The organism is Streptomyces sp. NPDC002773 (assembly GCF_040295605.1).
In the GTDB taxonomy this organism is placed as follows: Bacteria; Actinomycetota; Actinomycetes; order Streptomycetales; family Streptomycetaceae; genus Streptomyces.
Window position 1 is genome coordinate 79,378 of record NZ_JBEOVO010000026.1, and the last position, 21,949, is coordinate 101,326.

Here is a 21,949-nt window from a genome sequence, read left to right on the forward strand (position 1 = left end):
GGGCGACGGCGCGCCGCCCTGGTGCGTAGAGTCGACCCCGTAGCCCTGACGGCGCGGACCCGGCGCCCCGCGGTGCGCCGCACCGCTCACCGCCGAGCCTCCGCCGCCGACCGACCCTGACGAGGAGACCTCCGTGACCGACCCGGCGTCCACCGCCCTCCAGCAGCAGATCGCCCGGGACCTCCAGGTCTCCGAGACCTTCGACCCGCGGGCGGAGATCGAGCGCCGGGTGGCCTTCCTCACCGAGCGCCTCACCTCCACCGGTCTGCGTTGCCTCGTGCTCGGCATCAGCGGTGGCGTGGACTCCACGACCGCCGGCCGGCTCTGCCAGCTCGCGGTGGAGCGGGCCCGCGCCGCCGGCCACGACGCCGTCTTCTACGCGATGCGCCTGCCGTACGGCGTCCAGGCCGACGAGAAGGACGCGCAGACCGCCCTCGGCTTCATCAAGGCCGACCAGGTCCTCACCGTGGACGTCAAGGCGGCCAGCGACGCGGCCCTCGAGGCCTGCCTCGCCGGTGACGTCACCTTCCGCGACGACCACCACCAGGACTTCGTGCAGGGCAACATCAAGGCACGCCAGCGGATGATCGCCCAGTACGCGGTCGCCGGCGCCCACAACGGTCTCGTCGTCGGCACCGACCACGCCGCCGAGGCCGTCTCCGGCTTCTTCACCAAGTTCGGCGACGGCGCCGCCGACGTCGTCCCGCTGACCGGTCTGACCAAGCGGCGCGTCCGCGCGGTGGCTGCCGAGCTGGGCGCTCCGGACGGGCTCGTGTGGAAGGTCCCCACGGCCGACCTGGAGACCCTGGACCCGGGCAAGCCCGACGAGGACGCGCTCGGTGTCACGTACGACGACATCGACGACTTCCTGGAGGGCAAGCCGGTCTCCGGGGCCGCCTTCGACGCGATCGTCCGCCGCTACGAGCTCACCGAGCACAAGCGGCAGCTGCCGATCGCGCCCTGATCGCTCCCGGGCGGGTACGGGGCCGGGCGGCGGACTCCGGCAGGTCGGCGGATCCTGGAAGGGGTGCCTCGAAACAGGCCCCCGGAAGGGAGCACGTCATGTTCGGCGAGACCTCGGCATTCAGCGGCTTCTCGGTCGACGACCTCGACGCCGCCCGGCGCTTCTACGGCGAGACCCTCGGCCTGGCGGTGGAGGAGGAGGGGGAGGGGGACATGCGGATGCTGTTCCTCACCCTGGCCGGCGGGACCCGGATCTTCGTCTACCCCAAGGACGATCACACCCCCGCCACCTTCACGATCCTCAACTTCGAGGTCGGCGACATCGACCGGGCCGTCGACGAGCTGACCGGGCGCGGAGTGACCCTGGAGCGCTACCCCGGCTTCGAGGCCGACGACAAGGGCATCATGCGGGTCGACGGCGGACCGGCCATCGCCTGGTTCACGGACCCTGCGGGCAACGTCCTGTCGGTGCTCCAGGAGAGCTGACCCCCACGGGACCAGGCTCCAGCCCGCCCCCGAACGGACCGGTCCAGGTGCGCGGCAGCCCCGTACCGCCTCGAATGGGAGGGTGATCGCGCCGCCCGACGACTGCCTCGCCCGCAACGAGTGGATCTGCGGCGCCTATCTGTCCACCCGGCGCGAGATCCTCACCGACGCCGTCGTCCAGCACCTCCAGCTGACCGGCGTCTCCGTCGCCCTCGGCCTGCTCGTCGCCCTGCCGCTCGCGGTCGCCGCACGCCGCTGGCGTTGGGCGGCGGGCCCGGTCCTCGGGGTCACCACGCTTCTGTACACGATCCCGGCGCTGGCGATGTTCTCGCTGCTCCTGCCCGTGTACGGCCTGTCCGCCGCCCTGGTCGTGGCCGGTCTCGTCCTGTACTCCCTCACCCTCCTCGTACGGAACATCCTCGCCGGGCTCCGCGCCGTCCCCGAGGAGACGCGGGAGGCGGCGCGCGGCCTCGGGTACGGGCCTGTCCGTCTCCTCCTCGCCGTCGAGCTGCCGCTCGCCCTGCCCGCCGCCATGGCCGGGCTGAGGATCGCCGCCGTCTCCGCCGTCTCCCTCGTCACGATCGGCGCGATCGTCGGCCACGGCGGCCTCGGGAACCTCATCTACACCGGGATGAACACCTACTTCAAGGCCCAGGTCCTCACCGCCTCCGTGCTCTGCGTCCTCATCGCCGTCGCCGCCGACCTGCTCCTCCTCGGCGCCCAGCGGCTGCTCACCCCCTGGACCCGGGGGCAGGCCGCATGACCACCGTCTCCGACACCTGGTCCTGGCTGACCACCGCCGCGCACTGGTCCGGCGAGAACGGCGTGTGGCACCGGCTCGGCGAGCACCTCTTCCTCACCGTCGTCTCCCTGGTCATCAGCTGTGCGCTCGCCCTGCCGGTCGCCCTCCTCCTCGGGCACCTCGGCAAGGGCGGCGCGCTCGCCGTGAACGTCTCCAACGCCGGCCGGGCCGTCCCCACCTTCGCGGTCCTCGTTCTGCTGCTGCTCAGCCCGATCGGCTCGTACGGCGACTGGCCGACGATCATCGCCCTCGTCCTGTTCGCCGTGCCCCCGCTGCTCACCAACGCGTACGTGGGGATCCGGGGCGTCGACCCCGACGTCGTACGGGCCGCCCGGGGCATGGGCATGACGGGCGGCCAGACGCTCGCCCGGGTCGAACTGCCGCTCGCGCTGCCCCTGGTCCTCACCGGCGTACGGATCGCGGCCGTCCAGCTCGTCGCCACCGCCACCGTGGCCGCCCTCGCCGGCGGGGGCGGGCTCGGCCGGATCATCACCGCCGGGTTCAACCTCGCCTCCACCCCGCAGGTCGTCGCCGGCGCCTGTCTCGTCGCGGTGCTCGCGCTCCTCGTGGAAGGGGTCTTCGAGGCCGTCCGGCGCCTCGGGCCCGGCGGGGCGCGGGGGAGCGGCGCGTGAGGCGGCCGTACGTCCTGCTGCCCGCCTGCTGCCTCCTCCTGTGCGTCGCCGGTTGCGCCGCGGGCCCCTCCCTGGAGGACAGGGACGCGGTCACGGCCGCGCCCGGCGACAGCCGCCGGCTGACCGTCGGCTCGGCCGGGTTCACCGAGAGCGACCTGCTCGCCCAGATGTACTCCCTGCTGCTCCAGGAGGCCGGATACCGTACGAAGATCCTGTCCGTCACCAACCGCGAGCTGTACGAACCCGCCCTGGAGCGGGGCCAGATCGATGTCGTACCGGAGTACGCGGCGACCTTCGCGGACTGGCTGAACGCCAAGGTCAACGGGGCGGACGCGCCGACCGTCGGCTCGCCCGACCTGGCCGCGACCATGACCGCGCTCCGCGCGCTCGCCGGTCCGCGCGGGCTCACCGTCCTCGACGCGGGCCGCGCCGTCGACCAGAACGCCTTCGCCGTGACCGCCGACTTCGCCGCCGAGCACCGGCTCAAGACGCTGAGCGACCTCGGCGCCACCGGCCTCCCCGTCCGGCTCGCGGCCGGGGACGAATGCGTCCGGCGGCCGTACTGCGCGCCCGGTCTGAAGGAGGTCTACGGCATCGACGTGACCGCCGTCGACCCCAAGGGCGTCGGCACCACCCCGGCCAAGCAGGCCGTCCAGAACGGCCAGGACCAGCTGGTGCTCACGACGACCACCGATGCCACGCTCGACGACTTCGGGCTCGTCCTGCTCGCCGACGACAAGCATTTGCAGAACGCCGACAACATCGTGCCCGTCGTGAACCGCGCCCGTGCCGGGAGCGAGGACGTCACCGGGGCGCTCGCCCGCCTCAACACGGTCCTGACCACGGCCGATCTGGCGCACCTCAACGAACAGGTGGACAGCTGGCGGCGCCTCCCGGAGGACGTGGCCCGGAACTACCTCGTCGACCGGGGCCTCGTCGGGCGGTAGGCACGGACGGACGCGCACCGAGCGTGCCCCGGGCTCCCGCGGACGCGCCGTCAGCCCGCTGAACAGCGTCTCTTGTCATGACCCTTGCGAGACGGTTCCCGGCCCTGCTATTCATCCGTTAGGAAAGTTTCCTTCCAGTCTGATCATCCAACTCCTCACCCCCGTCCCCTCGTTCGTCGTTCCGTGGAGACCCCCATGACTTCGGCACGAACCGTACGCCCCCGCCTCCGCCGCCTCGGCGTCGCCGGAACCGCCCTCGGCGCCCTGCTCCTCGGCCTCGCCACCGCGCCACCCACCGCGAGCGCCGCCCCCGTCACCCACGAGGCCGAGACGGCCACCGTCTCCCGAGGCCTCGTCGAGTCCAACCACACCGGATTCACCGGCAACGGCTTCGTCAACTACGACAACGCCACCGGCAGTTACGTCCAGTGGAACGTCAACGCGGCCCAGGCGGGCCCCGCGACGCTCACCCTGCGCTACGCCAACGGCACCACCACCAACCGCCCCATGGACATCGCCGTCAACGGCGCCACGGCCGCCTCCGGCAAGGCCTTCGCCGGCACCGGCGCCTGGAGCAGCTGGGCCACCACCACCGTCACCACCACCCTCAAGGCCGGCGCCAACACCGTCCGCGCCACCGCCACCACCGCCAACGGCGGCCCCAACGTCGACCACCTCACCGTCGACACCGCCACCACCCCGCCGCCCACCGGTACCACCCCCGCCGCCGTCAACGGCCAGCTCAAGGTCTGCGGCACCAAGCTCTGCAACCGCTACGGCAAGCCGATCCAACTGCGGGGCATGTCCAGCCACGGCACCCAGTGGTACGCCCAGTGCCTGACCAACGGCTCGCTCGACGCCCTCGCCAAGGACTGGAACGCCGACGTCCTGCGCGTCTCCACCTACGTCCAGGAGGAGGGCTACGAGACCGACCCGCGCAAGTACACCGACCTCGCCCACTCCCTCATCGAGCAGGCCACCGCACGCGGCATGTACGTGATCGTCGACTGGCACATGCTCGACCCGGGCGACCCGAACGCCAACCTCGCCCTCGCCAAGACCTTCTTCACCGAGATCACCCAGCGCCACGGCGCCAAGACCAACCTGCTCTACGAGATCGCCAACGAGCCCAGCGGCGTCGCCTGGTCCCGGATCAAGAGCTACGCCGAGCAGCTCATCCCGGTCATCCGCGCCAAGGACGCCGAGACCCCGATCCTCGTCGGCACGCGCGCGTGGTCCTCGTTCGGCGTCTCCGAGGGCGCGAACGAGTCCGAGGTCGTGTCCAACCCGGTGAACGCCGCCAACATCATGTACACCTTCCACTTCTACGCCTCCTCGCACCGGGACGAGTACCTGGACACCCTCTCCCGCGCCGCCGACAAGCTGCCCGTCTTCGTCACCGAGTTCGGCACCCAGGACTACGCCGGTGAGGGCACGAACGACTTCGCCATGACGCAGAAGTACCTCGACCTCATGGCCGCCAAGAAGATCAGCTGGGTCAACTGGAACTTCTCCGACGACCACCGCAGCGGGGCCGTCTTCAAGACGGGCACCTGCGACGCCGGCGGCCCCTGGGCCGGCACCGGCTCCCTGAAGCCCGCCGGCGTCTGGATCCGGGACCGCGTCAGGACCGCGGACGACTTCCCCACCTCCTGACCCCGTCCGACCCCGGTACGCCCCCGCCGTGTGATCCACTGTCCTCGACGGGGGCGTACCGAACAGGAGCAGGAACAGCGTGACCACCTACCGGCAGCCGGGACTCGTCCTCACCGACCACCGCTTCCCCGTCCCCCTCGACCACTCCCGCCCCGACGGCGAGCGCATCGAGGTCTTCGGCCGTGAGGTCGTCGCGAGCGGCAAGGAGGGCGCCGACCGGGAGCGGCTCCCCTGGCTGGTCTACCTGGAGGGCGGGCCCGGCTTCGGCGCCCGCCGCTTCATCGGCCCGCAGGCCTGGCTCGGCCGGGCCGTCCAGGAGTTCCGCGTCCTCCTCCTCGACCAGCGGGGCACCGGCCGCTCCACCCCCGCCAACCGCCAGACCCTGCCGCTCCGGGGCACCCCGGCCGAGCAGGCGGACTACCTCAGCCACTTCCGCGCCGACTCCATCGTCAAGGACTGCGAGCTGATCAGGCGCCGGCTCACCGGCGGCGCCCCCTGGACCGTCCTCGGCCAGAGCTTCGGCGGCTTCTGCGCCGTCCACTACCTCTCCACCGCTCCCGAAGGCCTGGAGCGGGTCCTGATCACCGGCGGTCTGCCCTCCCTGTACGCCACCGCCGACGAGGTCTACCGCGCCGCCTACCCCCGCATCCGGCGCAAGAACGAGGCCCACTTCGCCCGCTACCCGCAGGACGCCGAACGGGCCCGTGCCATCGCGGCCCACCTCCTCGACCACGAGGTCACCCTCCCCGGCGGCGGCGTCCTCACCCCCGAGGCCTTCCAGTCTCTCGGCATCCTCCTCGGCTCCGGCGACGGCACCCACCAGCTCCATCTGCTCCTCGAAGGCGCCTTCGTCCCCACCCCCGGCGGACCCGCGCTCGCCGACGCCTTCCTGGAGCAGGTCCAGGCCCAGCTGTCGTACGCCGGACACCCGCTGTACGCCGTCCTCCACGAGGCCATCTACGCCCAGGGGCAGGGCCCCACCGACTGGGCCGCCGAACGCGTCCGCGCCGAGCACCCCGAGTTCGACGCCCGCGCCGCCCTCGCCGACGGCGAACCGTTCCTCTTCACCGGCGAGACCGTCCACCCCTGGCACTTCACCACCGACCCCGCCCTGCGCCCCCTCCGCGAGACCGCGGAACTGCTCGCCGCCCGCACCGACTGGACCCCGCTCTACGACCCCGAGCGCCTCGCCGCCAACCAGGTCCCGGTCGCCGCCGCCGTCTACCACGACGACATGTACGTGGACACCGCCCACTCCCTCGAAACCGCCCGCACGGTACGCGGCCTGCGGACCTGGGTGACCGACGAGTTCGAGCACGACGGCGTACGCGCCGGCGGGCCGCGCGTGCTCGACCGCCTGCTCGCCCTCGGCCGGGGCGAGATCTGAGGACTCCCGCGTAGGATGCGGCGCGCCCTCGACCAGCCGGGGTGCGCCGCGAGCGCGAAGGGGCCCGGATGACGGCACACGAGACACCGGCGTCCGGCCGGGAGCTGAAGTTCCGGGCCCTCATGGCCGAGCTGCGGCGCGGCATCCTCGACGGCACCTGGCCGCCCGGCAGCAAACTGCCCACCGAGCGCGCCCTCGCCACCGAGACGGGCCTCTCGGTGACGACCGTCCGCCGCGCCTACGAGGACCTCGTCGCCCTCGGCCTCGTCGAACGCCGCCAGGGCGCGGGCACCTTCGCCGCCCACCGGCCCGAACGGGACGCCACCGGGCAGCGGATCGTCGGCGTCCTCGTCCCCGACACCACCTTCTACTACCCGCGCGTCCTCCAGGGCATCGAGAAGGAACTCGCGGCGGCCGGGGCCCGGCTCGTCCTCGCCTGCTCCCACTACGACCCCGACGAGGAGGACGCCGCCGTCGCCCGCCTCCTCTCGGCGGGTGTCCACGGCCTCCTCCTCGTCCCCAGCCTCCACACCGCCACCGACCCCGGCCGCCGCGCCGAGGAACTCCTCGCCCTACCCGTCCCCGCCGTCCTCGTCGAGCGCCGGCTCACCGCCCACGGCCCCGGCGACCCCACCGAACACGTCTGCACCGACCACGAGGGCGGCGCCTACGACGCGGTACGCCATCTGCGCGCCCTCGGCCACGAGCGCCTCGGCCTCGTCGCCCGCACCGACGCGCCCACCACCGCCCCCATCGAGTCCGGCTTCGCCCGCGCCCTCACCGACCTCGGGTTGCCAAGGGTTCCGGCGTACGAGCGGGACGTCATGGCCCGCTGGGACCACGACCGCGCCGACCGGGCGCTCGCCGCGCTCAGGCAGGCCGGCGTCACCGCCGCGCTCTGCTTCGGCGACCGCGAGGCAGCGCTGATGCTCGCTGCGGCCCGCCGCGCCGGGCTGCGGGTCCCGGACGACCTCGCCCTGATCAGCTACGACAACGAGTTCGCCGACGTCGCCGAGACCCCGCTGACGGCCGTCTCACCGCCCAAGTACCAGCTCGGCCGACTCGCCGCGCAACTCCTGCTCCGGCGTCTCGCCGAGGGCGACGCCGCCCCGCTGCACCAGGTCCAACTCCGCCCCCGGCTCGTCGTCCGGGCCTCCTGCGGCGGCGGGCGCGACACGAGCGGCGCGCGAAAGTCCAAGAGATGAGGGGCCATTGCTCATGGTGTGCTCCTCTCCACTGCCGGTAGAACTCGGTCCGGACCCCGCGAGGAGAGGAACCGGACATGAGCACCCACGTCAGCGCGGAGATCGCCGGCCAGCCCGACTGCTGGCGCCGCGCCGCCGAGACCGCCGACCGCCAGGCCGGCCGACTCCCGGCGGACGGCGAGCGCGTGGCGGTGGTCGGCTGCGGCACCTCGTACTTCATCGCCCGCGCCTACGCGGCGCTGCGCGAGTCCCTCGGCGCCGGCGAGACCGACGCCTTCCCCGCCTCCGATGCCACACCGCTCAGCCGTGGCTACGACCGGATCGTGGCCCTCACCCGCTCCGGCGCCACGACGGAGGTCGTGCACCTGCTCGCCCGCGCGGCGGGCAGCGTCCCGACGCTCGTCCTCACCGGCCGGCCCGGAAGCCCCGCCGGGCAGCTGGCCGACGAGACCGTCGACCTCGGCTTCGCCGACGAACGCGCTCTCGTGCGCACCCGGTTCGCGACGACGGCCCTGCAACTCCTGCGCGCCGGGCTCGGCGAGGACCTCGGACCCTCGATCGCCGACGCCGAACTCGTCCTGTACGAGCGGCTGCCCGCCGCCTGGGAGCGGCGCGGCCAGTTCACCTTCCTCGGCACCGGCTGGACCGTCGGACTCGCCGACGAGGCCGCGCTCAAACTGCGGGAGGTCGCCCGCGCCTGGACGGAGTCGTACGCGGCGATGGAGTACCGCCACGGCCCCATCAGCATCAGCGACAGGTCCAGCCTGGTCTGGTGCCTCGGGCCCGCGCCCTCGGGGCTCGGGGACGAAGTGGAGTCCACCGGCGCCCTGTTCGCCGCCGACGCGATCGACCCGGTCGCCGCGCTCGTCCGCGCCCAGCGGCTCGCGGTCGCCCTCGCGGACCGGCGCGGCCTCAACCCCGACCGGCCCCGGAACGTCTCGCGCTCGGTGATCCTCTCCGGAGCGTTCCGCCCGACGGCCTCGGAGGCGGCCCGTATCCTGCGATCATGACCGGAACCGATGTCACGGACCTCGCGGAGATGCCCGACGACTGGCAGCGCGCGCTTGCCGTCGTCGCCCACCCCGACGACCTGGAGTACGGCTGCGCGGCCGCCGTCGCCGCCTGGACGGACGCGGGCAAGGAGGTCGTCTACGTCCTCGCCACCCGCGGCGAGGCCGGGATCGACACCCTCGCCCCGGACGTCTGCGGTCCGCTGCGCGAGCGGGAGCAGCGGGACAGCGCCGCCGTCGTCGGCGTGGACACGGTCGAGTTCCTCGACCACCACGACGGGGTGATCGAGTACGGCCTCGGCCTGCGCCGCGACATCGCCGCCGCGATCCGCCGCCACCGCCCGGAGCTCGTCGTCACCCTCAACCACCGCGACACCTGGGGCGGCGGCCCCGGCGCCCCCTGGAACACCCCCGACCACCTGGCCGTCGGCCGCGCCACGCTCGACGCGGCGGCCGACGCCGGAAACCGCTGGATCTTCCCCGAGCTCGCCGACCAGGACCTGGAGCCCTGGAACGGCGTGCGCTGGGTCGCGGTCGCCGCCTCCAGCACCCCCACCCACGCCGTCGACGCGACCCCGGGCCTGGACCGTGCGATCCGCTCCCTCCTCTGCCACCGCGCCTACATCGAGGCCCTGACGGACGAGGACCCGGAGTCGTACGTCCGCGACTTCCTCACCATGACGACGCACAGCGCCGCCGGCCGCTTCGGCAACCGCCCGGCGGTGACGTTCGAACTCTTCGCTCGATAAAGTCGGTCGGGGACGGTCGGGAACGGTCGCAGGGGGGCGGATGTCGTACACGGGTTCGCGGAACGTCATGAAGCTGACGATCACGGAGACCGAGAAGCGTCGACGGATTCGCCGGCGGACGGTGACGGGCGCATGCATCGGCGGGCTTTTCGGCGCGCCCGCCCCGTTCCTGGCAGCCGCCACCTTCGAGATCGGCTGGCTCTTCGACCACCTCGGGACGGCGGGCGTCGCAGCGGTCGCCCTCTCCGGCGCGGTCGGCGTGTGGCTGGGTGCCACGGCCGGGCGTACGGAGGGAGTCCGCGACGCGGCGCTCGGCCGGGGCGAGACCACGCTGAGCCAGTACGACGTCCGTCCACCCGTGGTGGACGGACGTCCGACCCGGCCGTCCGACGTCGGCCGTTTCCATCTGCGCATGACCGACCGGAACCTCCAGTTCTGGGAGGGGACCGACCTGCTGTGGAGCCATCCCTGGTCCGAGGTCCGACTGTCGACGGTCAAGGGCAACCTGCTCCTCGTGCACCACGGGGACCGGGAGATCGCGGAGCTGCTTCCCGTCCCCGAGACCATGGGCTGGGACACCCTTCTGCTCGGCGCACAGCGGCTGCGCGCGCGCTCGCGCGGCCTCTGACGCGGGACCGGGCGCGGGCCCCTCAGCCCATCGGTGCCGGCTTCAGGACCGCGAAGGGGGCGCCGAAGGGGTCGGCAAGCCAGGCGATGCGGCCGACGTCCGGGATGTCGGCCGGGGGCATCAGGACCGAGCCGCCGTTGCCCTGGGTGGAGGTGGCCATCGCGTCGGGGTCCTCGACCGCGAAGTACGGGATCCAGCGCGGGTTCTCACTCGCGTCCTGGAGTTCGGCGGCGCCGCCGAAAGAGGCGTCCTCCTGGTCGCCCTCGGCGGTGGAGATCACCCGGTACGTCATGCCGGGCGCCTCCATCGCCGCCCACCGCCAGTCGAACAGGGCCCGGTAGAAGCCGAGGACGGACTCCGGGTCGGGGACGTGCAGCTCCGCCCAGACGAGGGTGTTGGTCGACGAGGTCCGGTCGAGGCCCTGGACGGTGCCGGGCTGCCAGATCGCGAATCGGGCGCCGGCCGGGTCGGTGAGGGCGGCCATGCGCCCCGCGTCCATGACGTCGAAGGCCGGGAGGCGCACGGTGCCGCCCGCCTCTTCGGCCGCCTTCTGGGTGGCGTCCGCGTCCGGGGTCTGGAAGTACACGGTCCAGGCGCTGCGCGCGCCCTCCTCGGTGAGCGGGCCCAGTGCGGCGACCGTGCGGCCCTCCTGCTGGAAGAAGCCGTAGCCCCCGGCGTCGGGCCCCGCCGAGCGGAACTCCCAGCCGAGGACGGCGCCGTAGAACGCGGCAGCCACCTCCGTGTCGGGACTGCCGAGATCGAGCCAGTTGGGAGAACCCTTGGTGAACTGCGTACCGAGCATGGAGGTGTCCTGTCCTTCCGTCTTCTGTGGCCGGGGCCGCCGGGGGAGTCGTACGAGCCGCCGGAGCCGTACGACCGGTCCTCCGGCTTTCGGCCACCCTGACCGATCCTCGTGCCTCGGTCCGAGCGGCGCAGCCCCAGCCGCCGGGGTTCATCCGACCGGCCGACCGGCCGCCTTCGCCTCCAGGTCGGCGAAGAGCAGCTCGCCGTGGAGCGCGGCGCCCGCCCGGTAGCCTCCGCTGACCGCGTTGACCACCTGCTCCGTCGGCCCCGTCACGTTCCCCGCCGCCCACACGCCTGGGACGTTCGTCCGGCCCGTCTCGTCCACCACCACGAACTCCCCGAACGGGGTGGCGCGCAGCTCCGCGCCGAGCCGCCGCAGCACCCCGTCGCGGGCCGCGAGCCGCGGCGCCCCGGCGAACAGCACCGAACGGGCCACGGTTCCGCCACGGGCGAGCCGTACTCCCGTCAGCCGGTCGTCCTCCACCACGAGCCCCGCCACCTCGCCCCGCTCGACCCGGACGCCCGCCGCGTCGAGGAGGGCCGCTTCGTGCTCCGGCAGCTCGCCCACCGTGTGGAGGAAGAGCGTCACGTCCTTCGACCAGTGCGAGACCATCAGCGCCTGGTGGGCCGGCATCGCCGGGTGGGCGATCACCCCGAAGGCCTGGTCGCGGACCTCCCAGCCGTGGCAGAACGGGCAGTGCAGCACGTCCCGCCCCCACCGCTCGGCGAGCCCGTCGATCGCGGGCAGCTCGTCGACGAGCCCGGTGGTGACGACGAGCCGCCGCGCGGCGACCGTGTCCCCGTCCGCCAGGGCGAGGGCGAAGCCGCCCCGCCCGTCCGGCGCCGCGTCCGTGACCTCGCCGGCCCGCCACTCGACCCCGTACCCGGCGATCTCGGCCCGCCCGGCCGCCAGGAAGTCCGCCGGGCTCATGCCGTCCCGCGACAGGACGCCCTGCATGTGCGCGGCGGGGGCGTTGCGCGGCTTCCCGGCATCGACGACCAGGGTCCGGCGCAGGGAGCGGCCGAGGATCAGGGCGGCGCTGAGCCCGGCCGCGCCCCCGCCGACCACCACCGCTTCGTACGCGTGCGTGCTGTTGTCCAGGTGTGTGTCCATGGCACGAGAGTCGCGCCGATCCGCTGGAACCGGCAAGCAAACTTGCCGATTCTGCAACACTGGACGCATGACGAACGAAGACGACCGCATCGACGAAGTCCTGAACGAGGTCGGCCCCCGCCTCCGCCGTGTCCGCCGTGACCGCGGGGTGACCCTGGCCGAGCTCTCCGCCGCCACCGGCATCTCCGTGAGCACCCTGTCCCGGCTGGAGTCCGGGCAGCGCAGGCCCAGCCTCGAACTGCTCCTGCCGCTCGCCCGCGCCCACCAGGTCCCGCTCGACGAGCTGGTCGGCGCCCCGGCGACGGGCGACCCCCGGATCCGCGCCAAGCCGATCGTGCGCCACGGCCGCACGATGTTCCCCCTGACCCGGCAGCCCGGCGGCCTCCAGGCGTACAAGGTGATCCAGGAGAAGACGACGGAGCCGCCGGAGCCCCGTGTCCACGAGGGCTACGAGTGGCTGTACGTCCTGTCGGGGAAGCTCCGGCTCGTGCTCGGTGAGCACGACGTCGTCCTCGGGGCCGGCGAGGCGGCCGAGTTCGACACCCGCGTCCCGCACTGGTTCGGGCCGACGGACGACGGGCCGGTGGAGTTCCTGAGCCTCTTCGGCCCGCAGGGCGAGCGGATGCACGTACGGGCCCGCCCGAAGAAGTCCGGCTGACTCGGCGCCCTCGGGGGTTCCCCCGGTGACAAGCGACCGCTTAGTATGCCACCGACCGCTCGGTATGGAGGAGGCTTCCGGATGCAGGCATGGCGTGTGTACGAGAACGGGGAACCGGGCGCGGTGATGCGCCGCGAGGAGGTGGCACCGCCCACGCCCGGCGAAGGCCAGGTCCTGCTCAAGGTCCGTGCCGCGAACGTCAACTTCCCCGACGCGCTGCTCTGCCGCGGCCACTACCAGGTGCGGCCCCCGCTGCCCTTCACCCCCGGCGTGGAGGTCTGCGCCGAGACCGAGGACGGCCGCAGGGTCCTCACCACGGCCGCCCTCCCGCACGGCGGCTTCGCCGACTACGTGCTCGCCGACGCGGCCGGGTTGCTGCCCGCCCCCGAGTCGCTCGACGACGCCGAGGCCGCAGCCCTCCACATCGGCTACCAGACCGGCTGGTTCGGCCTGCACCGCCGCGCCGCCCTCCAGGAGGGCGAGACCCTCCTCGTCCACGCGGCGGCCGGCGGCGTCGGCAGCGCGGCCGTCCAGCTCGGCAAGGCGGCCGGCGCCACCGTCATCGGCGTCGTCGGCGGACCGGAGAAGGCCGCCGTCGCCCGGGCGCTCGGCTGCGACGTGGTCGTCGACCGCCGCTCCGAGGACGTCGTCGCCGCCGTCAAGGCCGCCACCGGCGGCCGCGGCGCGGACGTGATCTACGACCCCGTGGGCGGCGAGGCCTACCAGCAGTCCGCGAAGTGCGTCGCCTTCGAGGGGCGGATCGTCGTCGTCGGCTTCGCGAGCGGCACCGTCCCCGCTCCCGCCCTCAACCACGCCCTGGTGAAGAACTACTCGCTCCTCGGCCTCCACTGGGGCCTGTACGCGGCCAAGGACCCGGCCTCCATCGGGCGCTGCCACGAGACCCTCACGGCCTACGCCGCCAAGGGCCTGATCAAGCCGCTCATCGGTGAACGCGTCCCCTTCGCCGCCGCGGCCGACGCCGTCCAGCGCGTCGCCGACGGCACCACCACGGGCCGACTCGTCGTCCTCCCGGAAGGAGTCCGCGCATGACCACGGCCGAGGAACTCCGCGTACTCACCGAGAAGTTGCTGGAGGAGTACCCGCCCGCCACCGCCGACCGCACCGACTTCCTGCGCGCCCGCTTCGACGCCGGACTCGCCTGGGTCCACTACCCGGTCGGCCTCGGCGGACTCGACGCGCCCCGCGCGCTCCAGGCCGTCGTCGACGCCGAACTCGCCGCCGCGGGCGCCCCCGACAACGACCCGCGCAAGATCGGCATCGGCCTCGGCATGGCCGCCCCCACCGTCCTCGCCCACGGCTCCGACGAGGTCAAGCAGCGCTTCCTCCGCCCGCTCTGGGTCGGAGAGGAGGTGTGGTGCCAGCTCTTCAGCGAGCCCGGCGCGGGCTCCGACCTGGCCGCGCTCGCGACCCGCGCCGTCCGGGACGACGGCGGGGACTGGATCGTGGACGGGCAGAAGGTGTGGACGTCCAGCGCGCACACCGCCCGCTGGGCCATCCTCATCGCCCGCACCGACCCGGACGCGCCCAAGCACCGGGGCATCACCTACTTCGTCTGCGACATGACGGACCCCGGCGTGGAGGTCAGGCCGCTGCGTCAGATCACCGGCGAGGCCGAGTTCAACGAGGTGTTCCTCACCGGCGTCCGCATCCCCGACGCCCACCGGCTCGGCGAGGTCGGCGACGGCTGGCGGGTCGCCCAGACCACCCTCATGAACGAGCGGGTCTCCATCGGCGGAGCCCGTATCCCCCGCGAGGGCGGCATGATCGGCAAGCTCGCCACGACCTGGCGCGAGCGGCCCGAGCTGCGCACCCACGACCTGCACCGGCGCCTCCTCGACCACTGGGTCTACGCCGAGGTGGCCAGGCTCGCGGGGGAGCGGCTCCGGCAGCAGCTCGTCGCGGGCAGGCCGGGACCCGAGGGCAGCGCGATGAAGCTGGCCTTCGCCCGCCTCAACCAGGCCATCAGCGGTCTGGAGGTGGAACTCCTCGGCGACGAAGGGCTGTTGTACGGGGAGTGGGAGATGCGCCGCCCCGACCTCGTGGACTTCACCGGCCGTGACGCCGGTTACCGCTATCTGCGGTCCAAGGGCAACTCGATCGAGGGCGGCACCAGCGAGGTGCTGCTCAACATCGTCGCCGAGCGGGTCCTGGGCCTGCCGCCCGAGCCCCGCAACGACAAGGACGTCGCCTGGAAGGACCTCGCCCGATGACCGACGTGACGGAACCCATGGACACGGCGGAGCAGCCGCTCGACCTCCTCTACTCCGAGACCGAGGACGACCTGCGCGCCGCCGTCCGCGCCCTGCTCACCGACCGGGCCGGCCACCAGACCCTCCTCGGCCGGATCGAGACGGACCGTCCGTACGTCCCCGGCCTGTGGAAGTCCCTCGCCGCCGACATCGGCGCCGCGGGCCTCCTCGTCCCCGAGAAGCTCGGCGGCCAGGGCGCGAGCCACCGCGAGGCCGCCGTCGTCCTGGAGGAGCTCGGCCGCGCGGTGACCCCGCTGCCGTACCTCACCAGCGCCGTGGTGGCCACGGAGACCCTGCTCGCCCTCGCGGGGGAGAGCGACGCGGCGGCGGGGCTGCTCGCGGACCTCGCGAGCGGCCGCACGGTCGCGGTCCTCGCCGTACCGCTGTCGACGGCACCCGACGCGGAGCCCGCCTCCACCGCCGCGATCCCCGGCGTCGCCGACGCCATCGCCGCCGACGTGTTCCTCGTCCCCCGCGCCGACGGTCTGTACGCGGTCCGGGCCGCGGAGGCGACGGTCGAGTCGCAGACCCCGCTCGACCTCACCCGCCCCCTGGCCCGGGTCAGCACCCCGACCGGGAGCGGCACCCGGCTCGCCGACCCGGAGGCGGCCCGCGCGGCGGTCCGGCGCGGCCTTCTCGCGGGCGCAGGCCTCCTCGCCTCCGAGCAGCTCGGCCTCGCCGAGTGGTGCCTGGAGGAGACCGTCCGTTACACCCGCGAGCGCCACCAGTTCAACCGGCCGGTCGGCTCCTTCCAGGCCCTCAAGCACCGCATGGCCCAGCTCTGGCTCGACCTCGTCGGCGCCAGGGCGGCGGCCAGGGCGGCCGCGGACGCCCTCGCCACCGGCAGCGCCGACGCCCCGCTGATCGTCGCCGTCGCGCAGGCGTACTCCTCCAAGGTGGCCGTCCGGGCCGCCGAGGAGTGCGTCCAGCTCCACGGCGGGATCGGGATGACCTGGGAGCACCCCGCCCACCTGGCGCTGAAGCGGGCCAAGTCCGACCAGATCGCCCTGGGGGCGGCGGGCCGGTATCAGGACGCGATCGCGGCCCTCGTCGGCCTGGAGCCGCCCTTGTAAGGGGCCCCCGTGTTCGCACCCCTTTACATACTGTTTAATTGCAAGCTGTTCGCAATAACAGTTGATCTTCTAAGAGGTGTGGACACGATGACCGCCCGATCCCTCCGCGGCACGGCCGCCGCGACACTCGCGGGGGCCGTCGCCCTCACCGCGGCGGCCTGCACGAACCCCGGCTCCACCGCCGGAGGCTCCGGCGGACCCAAGGATTCCGCGGTCGTCGGCATCGCCTACGAGCCCGAGACCCTCAGCCCCCTCCTCGGCTACGGCAAGGACGGCAACTCCAAGATCTTCGACGGGCTCCTCGCCTTCGACGGAGACATGAAGCTGAAGCCGGCGCTCGCCGCCGAGCTGCCCCACATCAGCGACGGGGGCCTCACCTACACGTACACCCTCCGCGACGGGGTCACCTTCAGCGACGGTGCCCCCTTCACGGCGAAGGACGTCGTCTTCACCTACCGGACGATCCTCGACCCGAAGACGAACAACCCCTCCCGCACCGAGCTCGACGCCCTCAAGAGCGTCGAGGCGGTCGGCGACGACACCGTCGTCTTCCGGCTCAAGTACCCCTACGCGCCCTTCGCCGAGCGCACCGTCCACGCCATCGCCCCCGAGCACGTCGCGGCGAAGCAGGACGTCAACACCGGCGCCTTCACCACGAAGCCGATCGGCACCGGCCCGTACGTGCTCACCGGCTGGTCCAAGGGCGAGAAGCTCAGCTTCAAGGCCAACCCGACGTACTGGAACGGCGCGCCGCCGGTGAAGAAGTTCACCATGGCGATCATCAAGGACGACGACGTCCGCGCCACCCGGCTGCGCGCCGGCGACCTCGACGGCGCGATCCTGCCGCCCAACCTCGCCGCCGGCTTCAAGGGCGACAAGGCGAAGAAGACCTGGGCCGCCAAGACCTACGACTACCGCACGGTCACCCTCCCCACCCACCACCGGGTGACCGGCGACACGGCCGTCCGCCGCGCCCTCGACATCGCCGTCGACCGCCGGACGATGGTCGACAAGATCCTCGAAGGGGCCGGAAAGCCCGCCTACGGCCCCGTGCCCACCGACAGCCCCTGGTTCACCCGGGGCACCGAGCGCCGCCACGACCTCGCGGGCGCCCAGAAGATCCTCGACGAGGCCGGCTGGAAGACAGGCCCCGACGGCATCCGCGTCAGGAACGGCGTCCGCGCCGCCTTCCCGCTCTGGTACCTCTCCGGCGACAAGCTGCGCCAGGACCACGCCCTCGCGTACGTCTCCGACGCCAAGAAGGCCGGCATCGACATCACCGCCCAGGCCGGCACCTGGGAGGTCATCGAGCCCCGGATGAAGACCGACGCCGTCCTCGCCGGCGGCGGCTCGCCCGGCGACCCCGACTTCGACCAGTACCTGCTCCTGAAGTCCACCCTCGGCGGTGACGGCTTCAACAACATGGCCTGGTACGACAACAAGACCGTCGACCGCGCCCTGGAGGACGGCCGCCGCACCGACGACCCCGCCAAGCGGCGTGCCGCGTACGACACCGTCCAGCGGGAACTCGTGAAGAACCCCGGCTACACCTTCCTCACCCACATCGACCACCTCTACGTCGTGAACGACTCCTGGGACGGCCTGAGCACCCAGGTCGAGCCGCACGACCACGGCCTCGCCGCCGGCCCCTGGTGGAACATCGAGAGCTGGAAGCCCAAGAACGCCGGAGACACGAAGAAGTGAAGCGCCGCCTCCCCTGGGGGGCCATGGCCCGGATGACGGGACGGCGGCTCCTCGCCGCCGTCCCCGTCCTCCTCGCCGTCACCCTCGCGGTGTTCGCCGTCGCGGCAGCCTCCCCCTTCGACCCCGTCAAGGCCTACGCGGGCACCGCCGGGCTCACCGCCTCGCAGGAGAACCTCGACCAGCTCCGCGCCAACCTCGGCGTCGACCGGCCCCTCCTCACCCGCTGGTGGGAGTGGCTCACCGCCGCCCTCAGCGGCGACCTCGGCGACTCCTCCGTCATGCGCCGCCCCGTCGCCGAGGTCATCGGGGAACGCCTCGGTTGGTCCGTCCTCCTCGCCGTCACCGCCTTCCTCGTCGCCATCGCCCTCGGCACCCTCCTCGGCGTCCTCGCGGGCCGCCGCCGCGGCGGCCTCCTCGACCGGGCCGTCAGCTCCGCCGCGTACACCCTGGAAGCCGCGCCCTCCTTCTGGCTCGGCCTCCTCGCCATCTGGTTCTTCGCCCTGAAGCTCGGCGTCCTGCCGGCCGGCGGGCTCACCGACACGGCGAGCGACACCGTCACCTTCGACCAGGTCGCCCGCCACCTCGTGCTGCCCGCGCTCGTCCTCGGCATCTCCCAGCTGCCCTGGTTCTTCCTGTACGTCCGCCAGGGCGTCGGCGACGCCCTCGACGAGGACCCCGTGCGCGGCGCCCGCGCCCGCGGCCTCAGCGAACGCACCGTCCTCACCGGCCACGCCCTCCGCTCCGGAATGCTGCCCATGCTCACCCTCGTCGGCTCCCGCGTCCCCGAGCTCATCACCGGCGCGCTGCTCGTGGAGACCGTCTTCAGCTGGCCCGGCATCGCCGCCGCCACCGTCCAGGCCGCCACCTCCGTGGACTTCCCCCTGCTCGCCGCACTGACCGTCCTCGCCACCGCCGCCGTCCTCCTCGGCAACCTCCTCTCGGACCTGCTGTACGGCCTCGCCGACCCGAGGGTGGGCTTCGATGGCTGACCCGCGCACGCACCGCCTGCGGCTCTGGAGCTCCGCCCTGATCGTCGGCGCCGTCCTCCTCGCCGTGCTGCTCGTGCCGCCGCTCGTCCAGCTCGACGAACAGGCCGTCGACCTCTCCCGCAAGCTCCTCCCGCCGTCCCTCGACCACCCCTTCGGCACCGACGACCTCGGCCGCGACCTCCTGCTGCGCTGCGTCTACGGCCTGCGGATCTCGCTCCTCGTCGGACTCGTCGCCGCGCTCGTCGCCACCGTCGTCGGCACCGCCGTCGGAGCGGCCGCCGGCGCCCTCGGCGGCTGGACCGACCGCTGCCTCATGCGGCTCGTCGACGCCTTCTCCTCCGTCCCGCACCTGCTGCTCGGCATCTTCGTCGTCGCCCTGTTCCGGCCCGGCGTCTGGCCCGTGATCGTCTCCGTCGCCGTCACCCACTGGCTCTCCACCGCCCGCATCGTGCGCTCCGAGGTCCTCTCCCTGCGCACCCGGCCCTTCGTCGACGCCGCCGTCTCCGGCGGCGCCTCACGGTGGCGCGTCGCCGTCCGCCACCTGCTGCCCGCCGTCCTGCCGCAGGCCGGACTCGCCGCGGTCCTGATGGTCCCCCACGCCATGTGGCACGAGTCCGCGCTGTCCTTCCTCGGCCTCGGCCTGCCCAGCCACCAGGCCAGCCTCGGCAACCTCGTGCAGAACGCGCGCTCCTCGCTGCTCGCCGGGGACTGGTGGCCCACCCTCTTCCCCGGCCTCCTCCTCATCGTCCCGACCCTCGCCATCGCAGGCCTCGCAGGAGTGTGGCGGGACCGGCTCAACCCGCGCCGCCGATCGGAGCTGATGCTGTGAACGCCACCGACCGCACGGTCCTGCGCGCCCTTGAGGCCGTCACCGCCGAACGGGCCGAGGACGCCGTCCTCAGCGTCCGCGACCTCACCGTCCGCTTCCGGCTGAGCGGCGGCCGGTCCGTCGCCGCCGTCACCGGCGCCGACTTCGACCTCGCGGCGGGGGAGTGCCTCGCCCTCGTCGGCGAGAGCGGCTGCGGCAAGTCCGTCCTCGCCTCCGCCCTCCTCGGGCTCCTCCCCGGCAACGCCGAGACGTCCGGTACCGCGGTGACCGACGGCACCGACCTGCTCGCCGCCGGCGAGAAGACCCTCGCCCGCACCGTACGGGGCCGCCGCGTCGGCCTCGTACCGCAGAGCCCCGCCGCCCACCTCACCCCCGTCCGCACCGTACGGTCCCAGCTGGAGGAGACCGTCCGCGCCCTCACCGGCACCTCCCGCCGCGCCCGCAGGAAGGCCGCGGAGGACGCCGCCGAACGGACCGCCTTCCCCGCCGACCACCTCGACCGGTACCCCCACGAACTCTCCGGCGGCCTCGCTCAGCGTGCCGCCACCGCCCTCGCCCTCATCGGCGGCGCCCCCCTGCTGCTCGCCGACGAACCCACCACCGGCCTCGACCGCGACCTCGTCGACCGCACCGTCGACGAACTCCGGCGCCACGCCGACGACGGCCGCGGCCTGCTCCTCATCACCCACGACCTCGCCGCCGCCGAACGCATCGCCGACCGCGTCGCCGTCATGTACGCGGGCCGCATCGTGGAGATCGCCCCCGCCCACCGTTTCTTCGGCCCCGCGGGACCCCGTCACCCCTACGCCCGCGGACTCCTCGACGCCCTTCCCGACCGGGCGTTCACCCCGATCCCGGGCATGCCCCCCGAACTCTCCGCGCTGCCCGAGGGTTGCGCCTTCGCCCCCCGCTGCCCCCGTGCCACCGCACTCTGCGCCACCTCGCCCGCGTCCACCGCCGGCGTGGCCTGCCACCACCCGGAGCACCCCCGTGCTTGAACTCGACACCGTCACCGCCGGATACGCCCGCCGCGCCCCCGTCTTCCGGGGCGCCTCGCTCACCGTCGCCCCCGGCGAGTCCGTCGGACTCCTCGGCCCCAGCGGCTGCGGCAAGTCCACCCTCGCCCGCGTCGCCGCCCTCCTCCACCGCCCGGACGCGGGCCGTCTCGTCCTCGACGGCACCGAGGTCAGGGCCTGGCGCCACCGCGCCCCGCGCGAGCTCCGCACCGCCGTCGGCGTCGTCTTCCAGCAGCCCCGCACCGCCGCCGACCCCCGCCTCACCCTGGCCGAGCTGATCGCCGAACCCCTGTGCGCCACCGGCCGCCGCACCGAGGCCGCCGACCGGGTCGCCGAACTCGCACCCGCCGTCGGACTCACCGGCGACCTGCTCACCCGCCGCCCCCACGAGGTCAGCGACGGCCAGCTCCAACGCGCCTGCCTCGCCCGCGCGTTGACCCTGCGCCCCCGCTGGTTGATCTGCGACGAGATGACCGCGATGCTCGACGCCTCCACCACGGCCGCCCTCGTCGCCGCCGTCGAGACCTACCGCGCCGGCGCCGGCGCCGGCCTCCTCGCCGTCGGCCACGACCGCGTCCTCCTGAACCGCTGGTGCGACCGCACGGTGGAGTGGAAGGACTGCCTGCCCGCCACGTCCTGACCACATCTCACCCGTATGGCCGCCCCGCCATACGCCCGGACGGACCGCGCATTCCGCCACACTGTCCGCCGAACGCCGCAATTCCGGTGCGGCGCAAGAAGGACGTGAGAGCGATGGCCGTTTCCATTTCTGTCGTGGTGCTGCTGCTGGTCCTGGCCGTGATCTTCCTGCGGAGCGGCGGGCTCAAGGTCTCGCACGCCCTCGTCTGCGCACTGCTCGGCTTCTTCCTCGCCGGCACCAGCATGGCGCCCACCATCCACAACGGCGTCGCCGCCACCGCCGACGTCGTCTCCCACCTCAGACCGTGAGCCTGTACGCCGAAGCCGCCCCGGGACCGGTCCCGGCCGCCGCGAGCGCCTGGGCCGCCCGCTCGTACGAGGCGACGGC

The 21,949-nt window shown here is 73.4% G+C and carries 23 protein-coding genes; 21 read left to right on the top strand and 2 right to left on the bottom strand.

Annotated elements, in window-relative coordinates:
- Positions 1-133: 133 nt before the first annotated feature.
- The 11 genes from nadE to ABT034_RS26555 all read left to right on the top strand — a co-directional run bounded on the left by nadE (position 134) and on the right by ABT034_RS26555 (position 10,465).
- On the top strand, positions 134-964 hold the full coding sequence (gene nadE / locus ABT034_RS26505; protein ID WP_351219400.1) for an NAD(+) synthase: 831 nt from the start codon (positions 134-136) through the stop codon (positions 962-964).
- A 98-nt stretch (positions 965-1,062) separates the two neighbouring features.
- The gene (locus ABT034_RS26510; protein ID WP_351219402.1) at positions 1,063-1,449 is read left to right on the top strand and encodes a VOC family protein; all 387 of its coding nucleotides are present in this window, start codon (positions 1,063-1,065) and stop codon (positions 1,447-1,449) included.
- An 82-nt stretch (positions 1,450-1,531) separates the two neighbouring features.
- On the top strand, positions 1,532-2,212 hold the full coding sequence (locus tag ABT034_RS26515) for an ABC transporter permease (protein ID WP_351219404.1): 681 nt from the start codon (positions 1,532-1,534) through the stop codon (positions 2,210-2,212).
- The gene (locus tag ABT034_RS26520) at positions 2,209-2,883 is read left to right on the top strand and encodes an ABC transporter permease (protein WP_351219406.1); all 675 of its coding nucleotides are present in this window, start codon (positions 2,209-2,211) and stop codon (positions 2,881-2,883) included. Before ABT034_RS26515 ends, ABT034_RS26520 begins: the two co-directional genes overlap by 4 nt.
- Complete coding sequence (locus ABT034_RS26525; RefSeq protein ID WP_502973060.1) at positions 2,880-3,830, top strand: ABC transporter substrate-binding protein; 951 nt, start codon at positions 2,880-2,882, stop codon at positions 3,828-3,830. The genes ABT034_RS26520 and ABT034_RS26525 overlap by 4 nt, the downstream gene beginning before the upstream one ends.
- Positions 3,831-4,025: 195 nt before the next feature.
- Entirely contained in the window at positions 4,026-5,486 is a 1,461-nt protein-coding gene (locus ABT034_RS26530; RefSeq protein ID WP_351219408.1) for a cellulase family glycosylhydrolase, read from the top strand.
- 79 nt (positions 5,487-5,565) lie between these two features.
- Positions 5,566-6,873, top strand: a complete 1,308-nt coding sequence (locus tag ABT034_RS26535) for an alpha/beta fold hydrolase (protein WP_351219410.1) — start codon at positions 5,566-5,568, stop codon at positions 6,871-6,873.
- 68 nt (positions 6,874-6,941) lie between these two features.
- Positions 6,942-8,078 (top strand): GntR family transcriptional regulator, encoded by a 1,137-nt coding sequence (locus tag ABT034_RS26540; protein WP_351219412.1) that lies wholly within the window; start codon positions 6,942-6,944, stop codon positions 8,076-8,078.
- A 77-nt stretch (positions 8,079-8,155) separates the two neighbouring features.
- Positions 8,156-9,088 carry an SIS domain-containing protein gene (locus tag ABT034_RS26545; RefSeq protein ID WP_351219414.1) on the top strand — a complete coding sequence of 311 codons (933 nt, stop codon included), beginning with the start codon at positions 8,156-8,158 and terminating at the stop codon, positions 9,086-9,088.
- Positions 9,085-9,837, top strand: a complete 753-nt coding sequence (locus tag ABT034_RS26550; protein WP_351219416.1) for a PIG-L deacetylase family protein — start codon at positions 9,085-9,087, stop codon at positions 9,835-9,837. Before ABT034_RS26545 ends, ABT034_RS26550 begins: the two co-directional genes overlap by 4 nt.
- A gap of 40 nt (positions 9,838-9,877) precedes the next feature.
- Positions 9,878-10,465, top strand: a complete 588-nt coding sequence (locus ABT034_RS26555; RefSeq protein ID WP_351219418.1) for a hypothetical protein — start codon at positions 9,878-9,880, stop codon at positions 10,463-10,465.
- 22 nt (positions 10,466-10,487) lie between these two features.
- On the opposite strand, the gene ABT034_RS26560 is transcribed toward ABT034_RS26555, so the two are convergent.
- On the bottom strand, positions 10,488-11,267 hold the full coding sequence (locus ABT034_RS26560; RefSeq protein ID WP_351219420.1) for a VOC family protein: 780 nt from the start codon (positions 11,265-11,267) through the stop codon (positions 10,488-10,490).
- A 150-nt stretch (positions 11,268-11,417) separates the two neighbouring features.
- Positions 11,418-12,383, bottom strand: coding sequence for an NAD(P)/FAD-dependent oxidoreductase (locus ABT034_RS26565; protein WP_351219422.1), 966 nt, complete (start codon positions 12,381-12,383; stop codon positions 11,418-11,420).
- A 67-nt stretch (positions 12,384-12,450) separates the two neighbouring features.
- Between ABT034_RS26565 and ABT034_RS26570 the strand changes: the two genes are divergently transcribed.
- From ABT034_RS26570 to ABT034_RS26615, 10 genes are all read left to right on the top strand, one after another.
- On the top strand, positions 12,451-13,041 hold the full coding sequence (locus ABT034_RS26570; protein ID WP_351219424.1) for a helix-turn-helix domain-containing protein: 591 nt from the start codon (positions 12,451-12,453) through the stop codon (positions 13,039-13,041).
- Between the two features lie 81 nt (positions 13,042-13,122).
- Positions 13,123-14,091: an NADPH:quinone oxidoreductase family protein gene (locus tag ABT034_RS26575; RefSeq protein ID WP_351219426.1), complete on the top strand. Its 969-nt coding sequence runs from the start codon at positions 13,123-13,125 to the stop codon at positions 14,089-14,091.
- A complete protein-coding gene (locus tag ABT034_RS26580; protein WP_351219428.1) occupies positions 14,088-15,272 on the top strand; it encodes an acyl-CoA dehydrogenase family protein in 1,185 nt (394 codons plus the stop codon). Before ABT034_RS26575 ends, ABT034_RS26580 begins: the two co-directional genes overlap by 4 nt.
- Positions 15,269-16,384, top strand: coding sequence for an acyl-CoA dehydrogenase family protein (locus ABT034_RS26585; protein ID WP_351219430.1), 1,116 nt, complete (start codon positions 15,269-15,271; stop codon positions 16,382-16,384). The genes ABT034_RS26580 and ABT034_RS26585 overlap by 4 nt, the downstream gene beginning before the upstream one ends.
- 87 nt (positions 16,385-16,471) lie before the next feature.
- Positions 16,472-18,088, top strand: coding sequence for an ABC transporter substrate-binding protein (locus ABT034_RS26590; RefSeq protein ID WP_351219432.1), 1,617 nt, complete (start codon positions 16,472-16,474; stop codon positions 18,086-18,088).
- Positions 18,085-19,077 carry an ABC transporter permease gene (locus ABT034_RS26595; protein WP_351219434.1) on the top strand — a complete coding sequence of 331 codons (993 nt, stop codon included), beginning with the start codon at positions 18,085-18,087 and terminating at the stop codon, positions 19,075-19,077. Before ABT034_RS26590 ends, ABT034_RS26595 begins: the two co-directional genes overlap by 4 nt.
- Positions 19,070-19,906 carry an ABC transporter permease gene (locus tag ABT034_RS26600; RefSeq protein WP_351219436.1) on the top strand — a complete coding sequence of 279 codons (837 nt, stop codon included), beginning with the start codon at positions 19,070-19,072 and terminating at the stop codon, positions 19,904-19,906. Before ABT034_RS26595 ends, ABT034_RS26600 begins: the two co-directional genes overlap by 8 nt.
- A gap of 20 nt (positions 19,907-19,926) precedes the next feature.
- Positions 19,927-20,904 carry an ABC transporter ATP-binding protein gene (locus tag ABT034_RS26605; protein WP_351219452.1) on the top strand — a complete coding sequence of 326 codons (978 nt, stop codon included), beginning with the start codon at positions 19,927-19,929 and terminating at the stop codon, positions 20,902-20,904.
- Positions 20,897-21,562: an ABC transporter ATP-binding protein gene (locus ABT034_RS26610; RefSeq protein WP_351219438.1), complete on the top strand. Its 666-nt coding sequence runs from the start codon at positions 20,897-20,899 to the stop codon at positions 21,560-21,562. Before ABT034_RS26605 ends, ABT034_RS26610 begins: the two co-directional genes overlap by 8 nt.
- A 113-nt stretch (positions 21,563-21,675) precedes the next feature.
- Positions 21,676-21,870 (top strand): hypothetical protein, encoded by a 195-nt coding sequence (locus ABT034_RS26615; protein WP_351219440.1) that lies wholly within the window; start codon positions 21,676-21,678, stop codon positions 21,868-21,870.
- Positions 21,871-21,949 lie beyond the last annotated feature (79 nt).

What these genes read in the sequence shown, in the direction of transcription:
- ABT034_RS26510 (WP_351219402.1), top strand. Translation starts at nt 1,063, where the DNA reads ATGTTCGGCGAGACCTCGGCATTCAGCGGCTTCTCGGTCGACGACCTC.
- ABT034_RS26520 (WP_351219406.1), top strand. Translation starts at nt 2,209, where the DNA reads ATGACCACCGTCTCCGACACCTGGTCCTGGCTGACCACCGCCGCGCAC.
- ABT034_RS26530 (WP_351219408.1), top strand. Translation starts at nt 4,026, where the DNA reads ATGACTTCGGCACGAACCGTACGCCCCCGCCTCCGCCGCCTCGGCGTC.
- ABT034_RS26540 (WP_351219412.1), top strand. Translation starts at nt 6,942, where the DNA reads ATGACGGCACACGAGACACCGGCGTCCGGCCGGGAGCTGAAGTTCCGG.
- ABT034_RS26545 (WP_351219414.1), top strand. Translation starts at nt 8,156, where the DNA reads ATGAGCACCCACGTCAGCGCGGAGATCGCCGGCCAGCCCGACTGCTGG.
- ABT034_RS26550 (WP_351219416.1), top strand. Translation starts at nt 9,085, where the DNA reads ATGACCGGAACCGATGTCACGGACCTCGCGGAGATGCCCGACGACTGG.
- ABT034_RS26555 (WP_351219418.1), top strand. Translation starts at nt 9,878, where the DNA reads ATGTCGTACACGGGTTCGCGGAACGTCATGAAGCTGACGATCACGGAG.
- ABT034_RS26560 (WP_351219420.1), bottom strand. Translation starts at nt 11,267, where the DNA reads ATGCTCGGTACGCAGTTCACCAAGGGTTCTCCCAACTGGCTCGATCTC.
- ABT034_RS26565 (WP_351219422.1), bottom strand. Translation starts at nt 12,383, where the DNA reads ATGGACACACACCTGGACAACAGCACGCACGCGTACGAAGCGGTGGTG.
- ABT034_RS26570 (WP_351219424.1), top strand. Translation starts at nt 12,451, where the DNA reads ATGACGAACGAAGACGACCGCATCGACGAAGTCCTGAACGAGGTCGGC.
- ABT034_RS26575 (WP_351219426.1), top strand. Translation starts at nt 13,123, where the DNA reads ATGCAGGCATGGCGTGTGTACGAGAACGGGGAACCGGGCGCGGTGATG.
- ABT034_RS26580 (WP_351219428.1), top strand. Translation starts at nt 14,088, where the DNA reads ATGACCACGGCCGAGGAACTCCGCGTACTCACCGAGAAGTTGCTGGAG.
- ABT034_RS26585 (WP_351219430.1), top strand. Translation starts at nt 15,269, where the DNA reads ATGACCGACGTGACGGAACCCATGGACACGGCGGAGCAGCCGCTCGAC.
- ABT034_RS26590 (WP_351219432.1), top strand. Translation starts at nt 16,472, where the DNA reads ATGACCGCCCGATCCCTCCGCGGCACGGCCGCCGCGACACTCGCGGGG.
- ABT034_RS26600 (WP_351219436.1), top strand. Translation starts at nt 19,070, where the DNA reads ATGGCTGACCCGCGCACGCACCGCCTGCGGCTCTGGAGCTCCGCCCTG.
- ABT034_RS26615 (WP_351219440.1), top strand. Translation starts at nt 21,676, where the DNA reads ATGGCCGTTTCCATTTCTGTCGTGGTGCTGCTGCTGGTCCTGGCCGTG.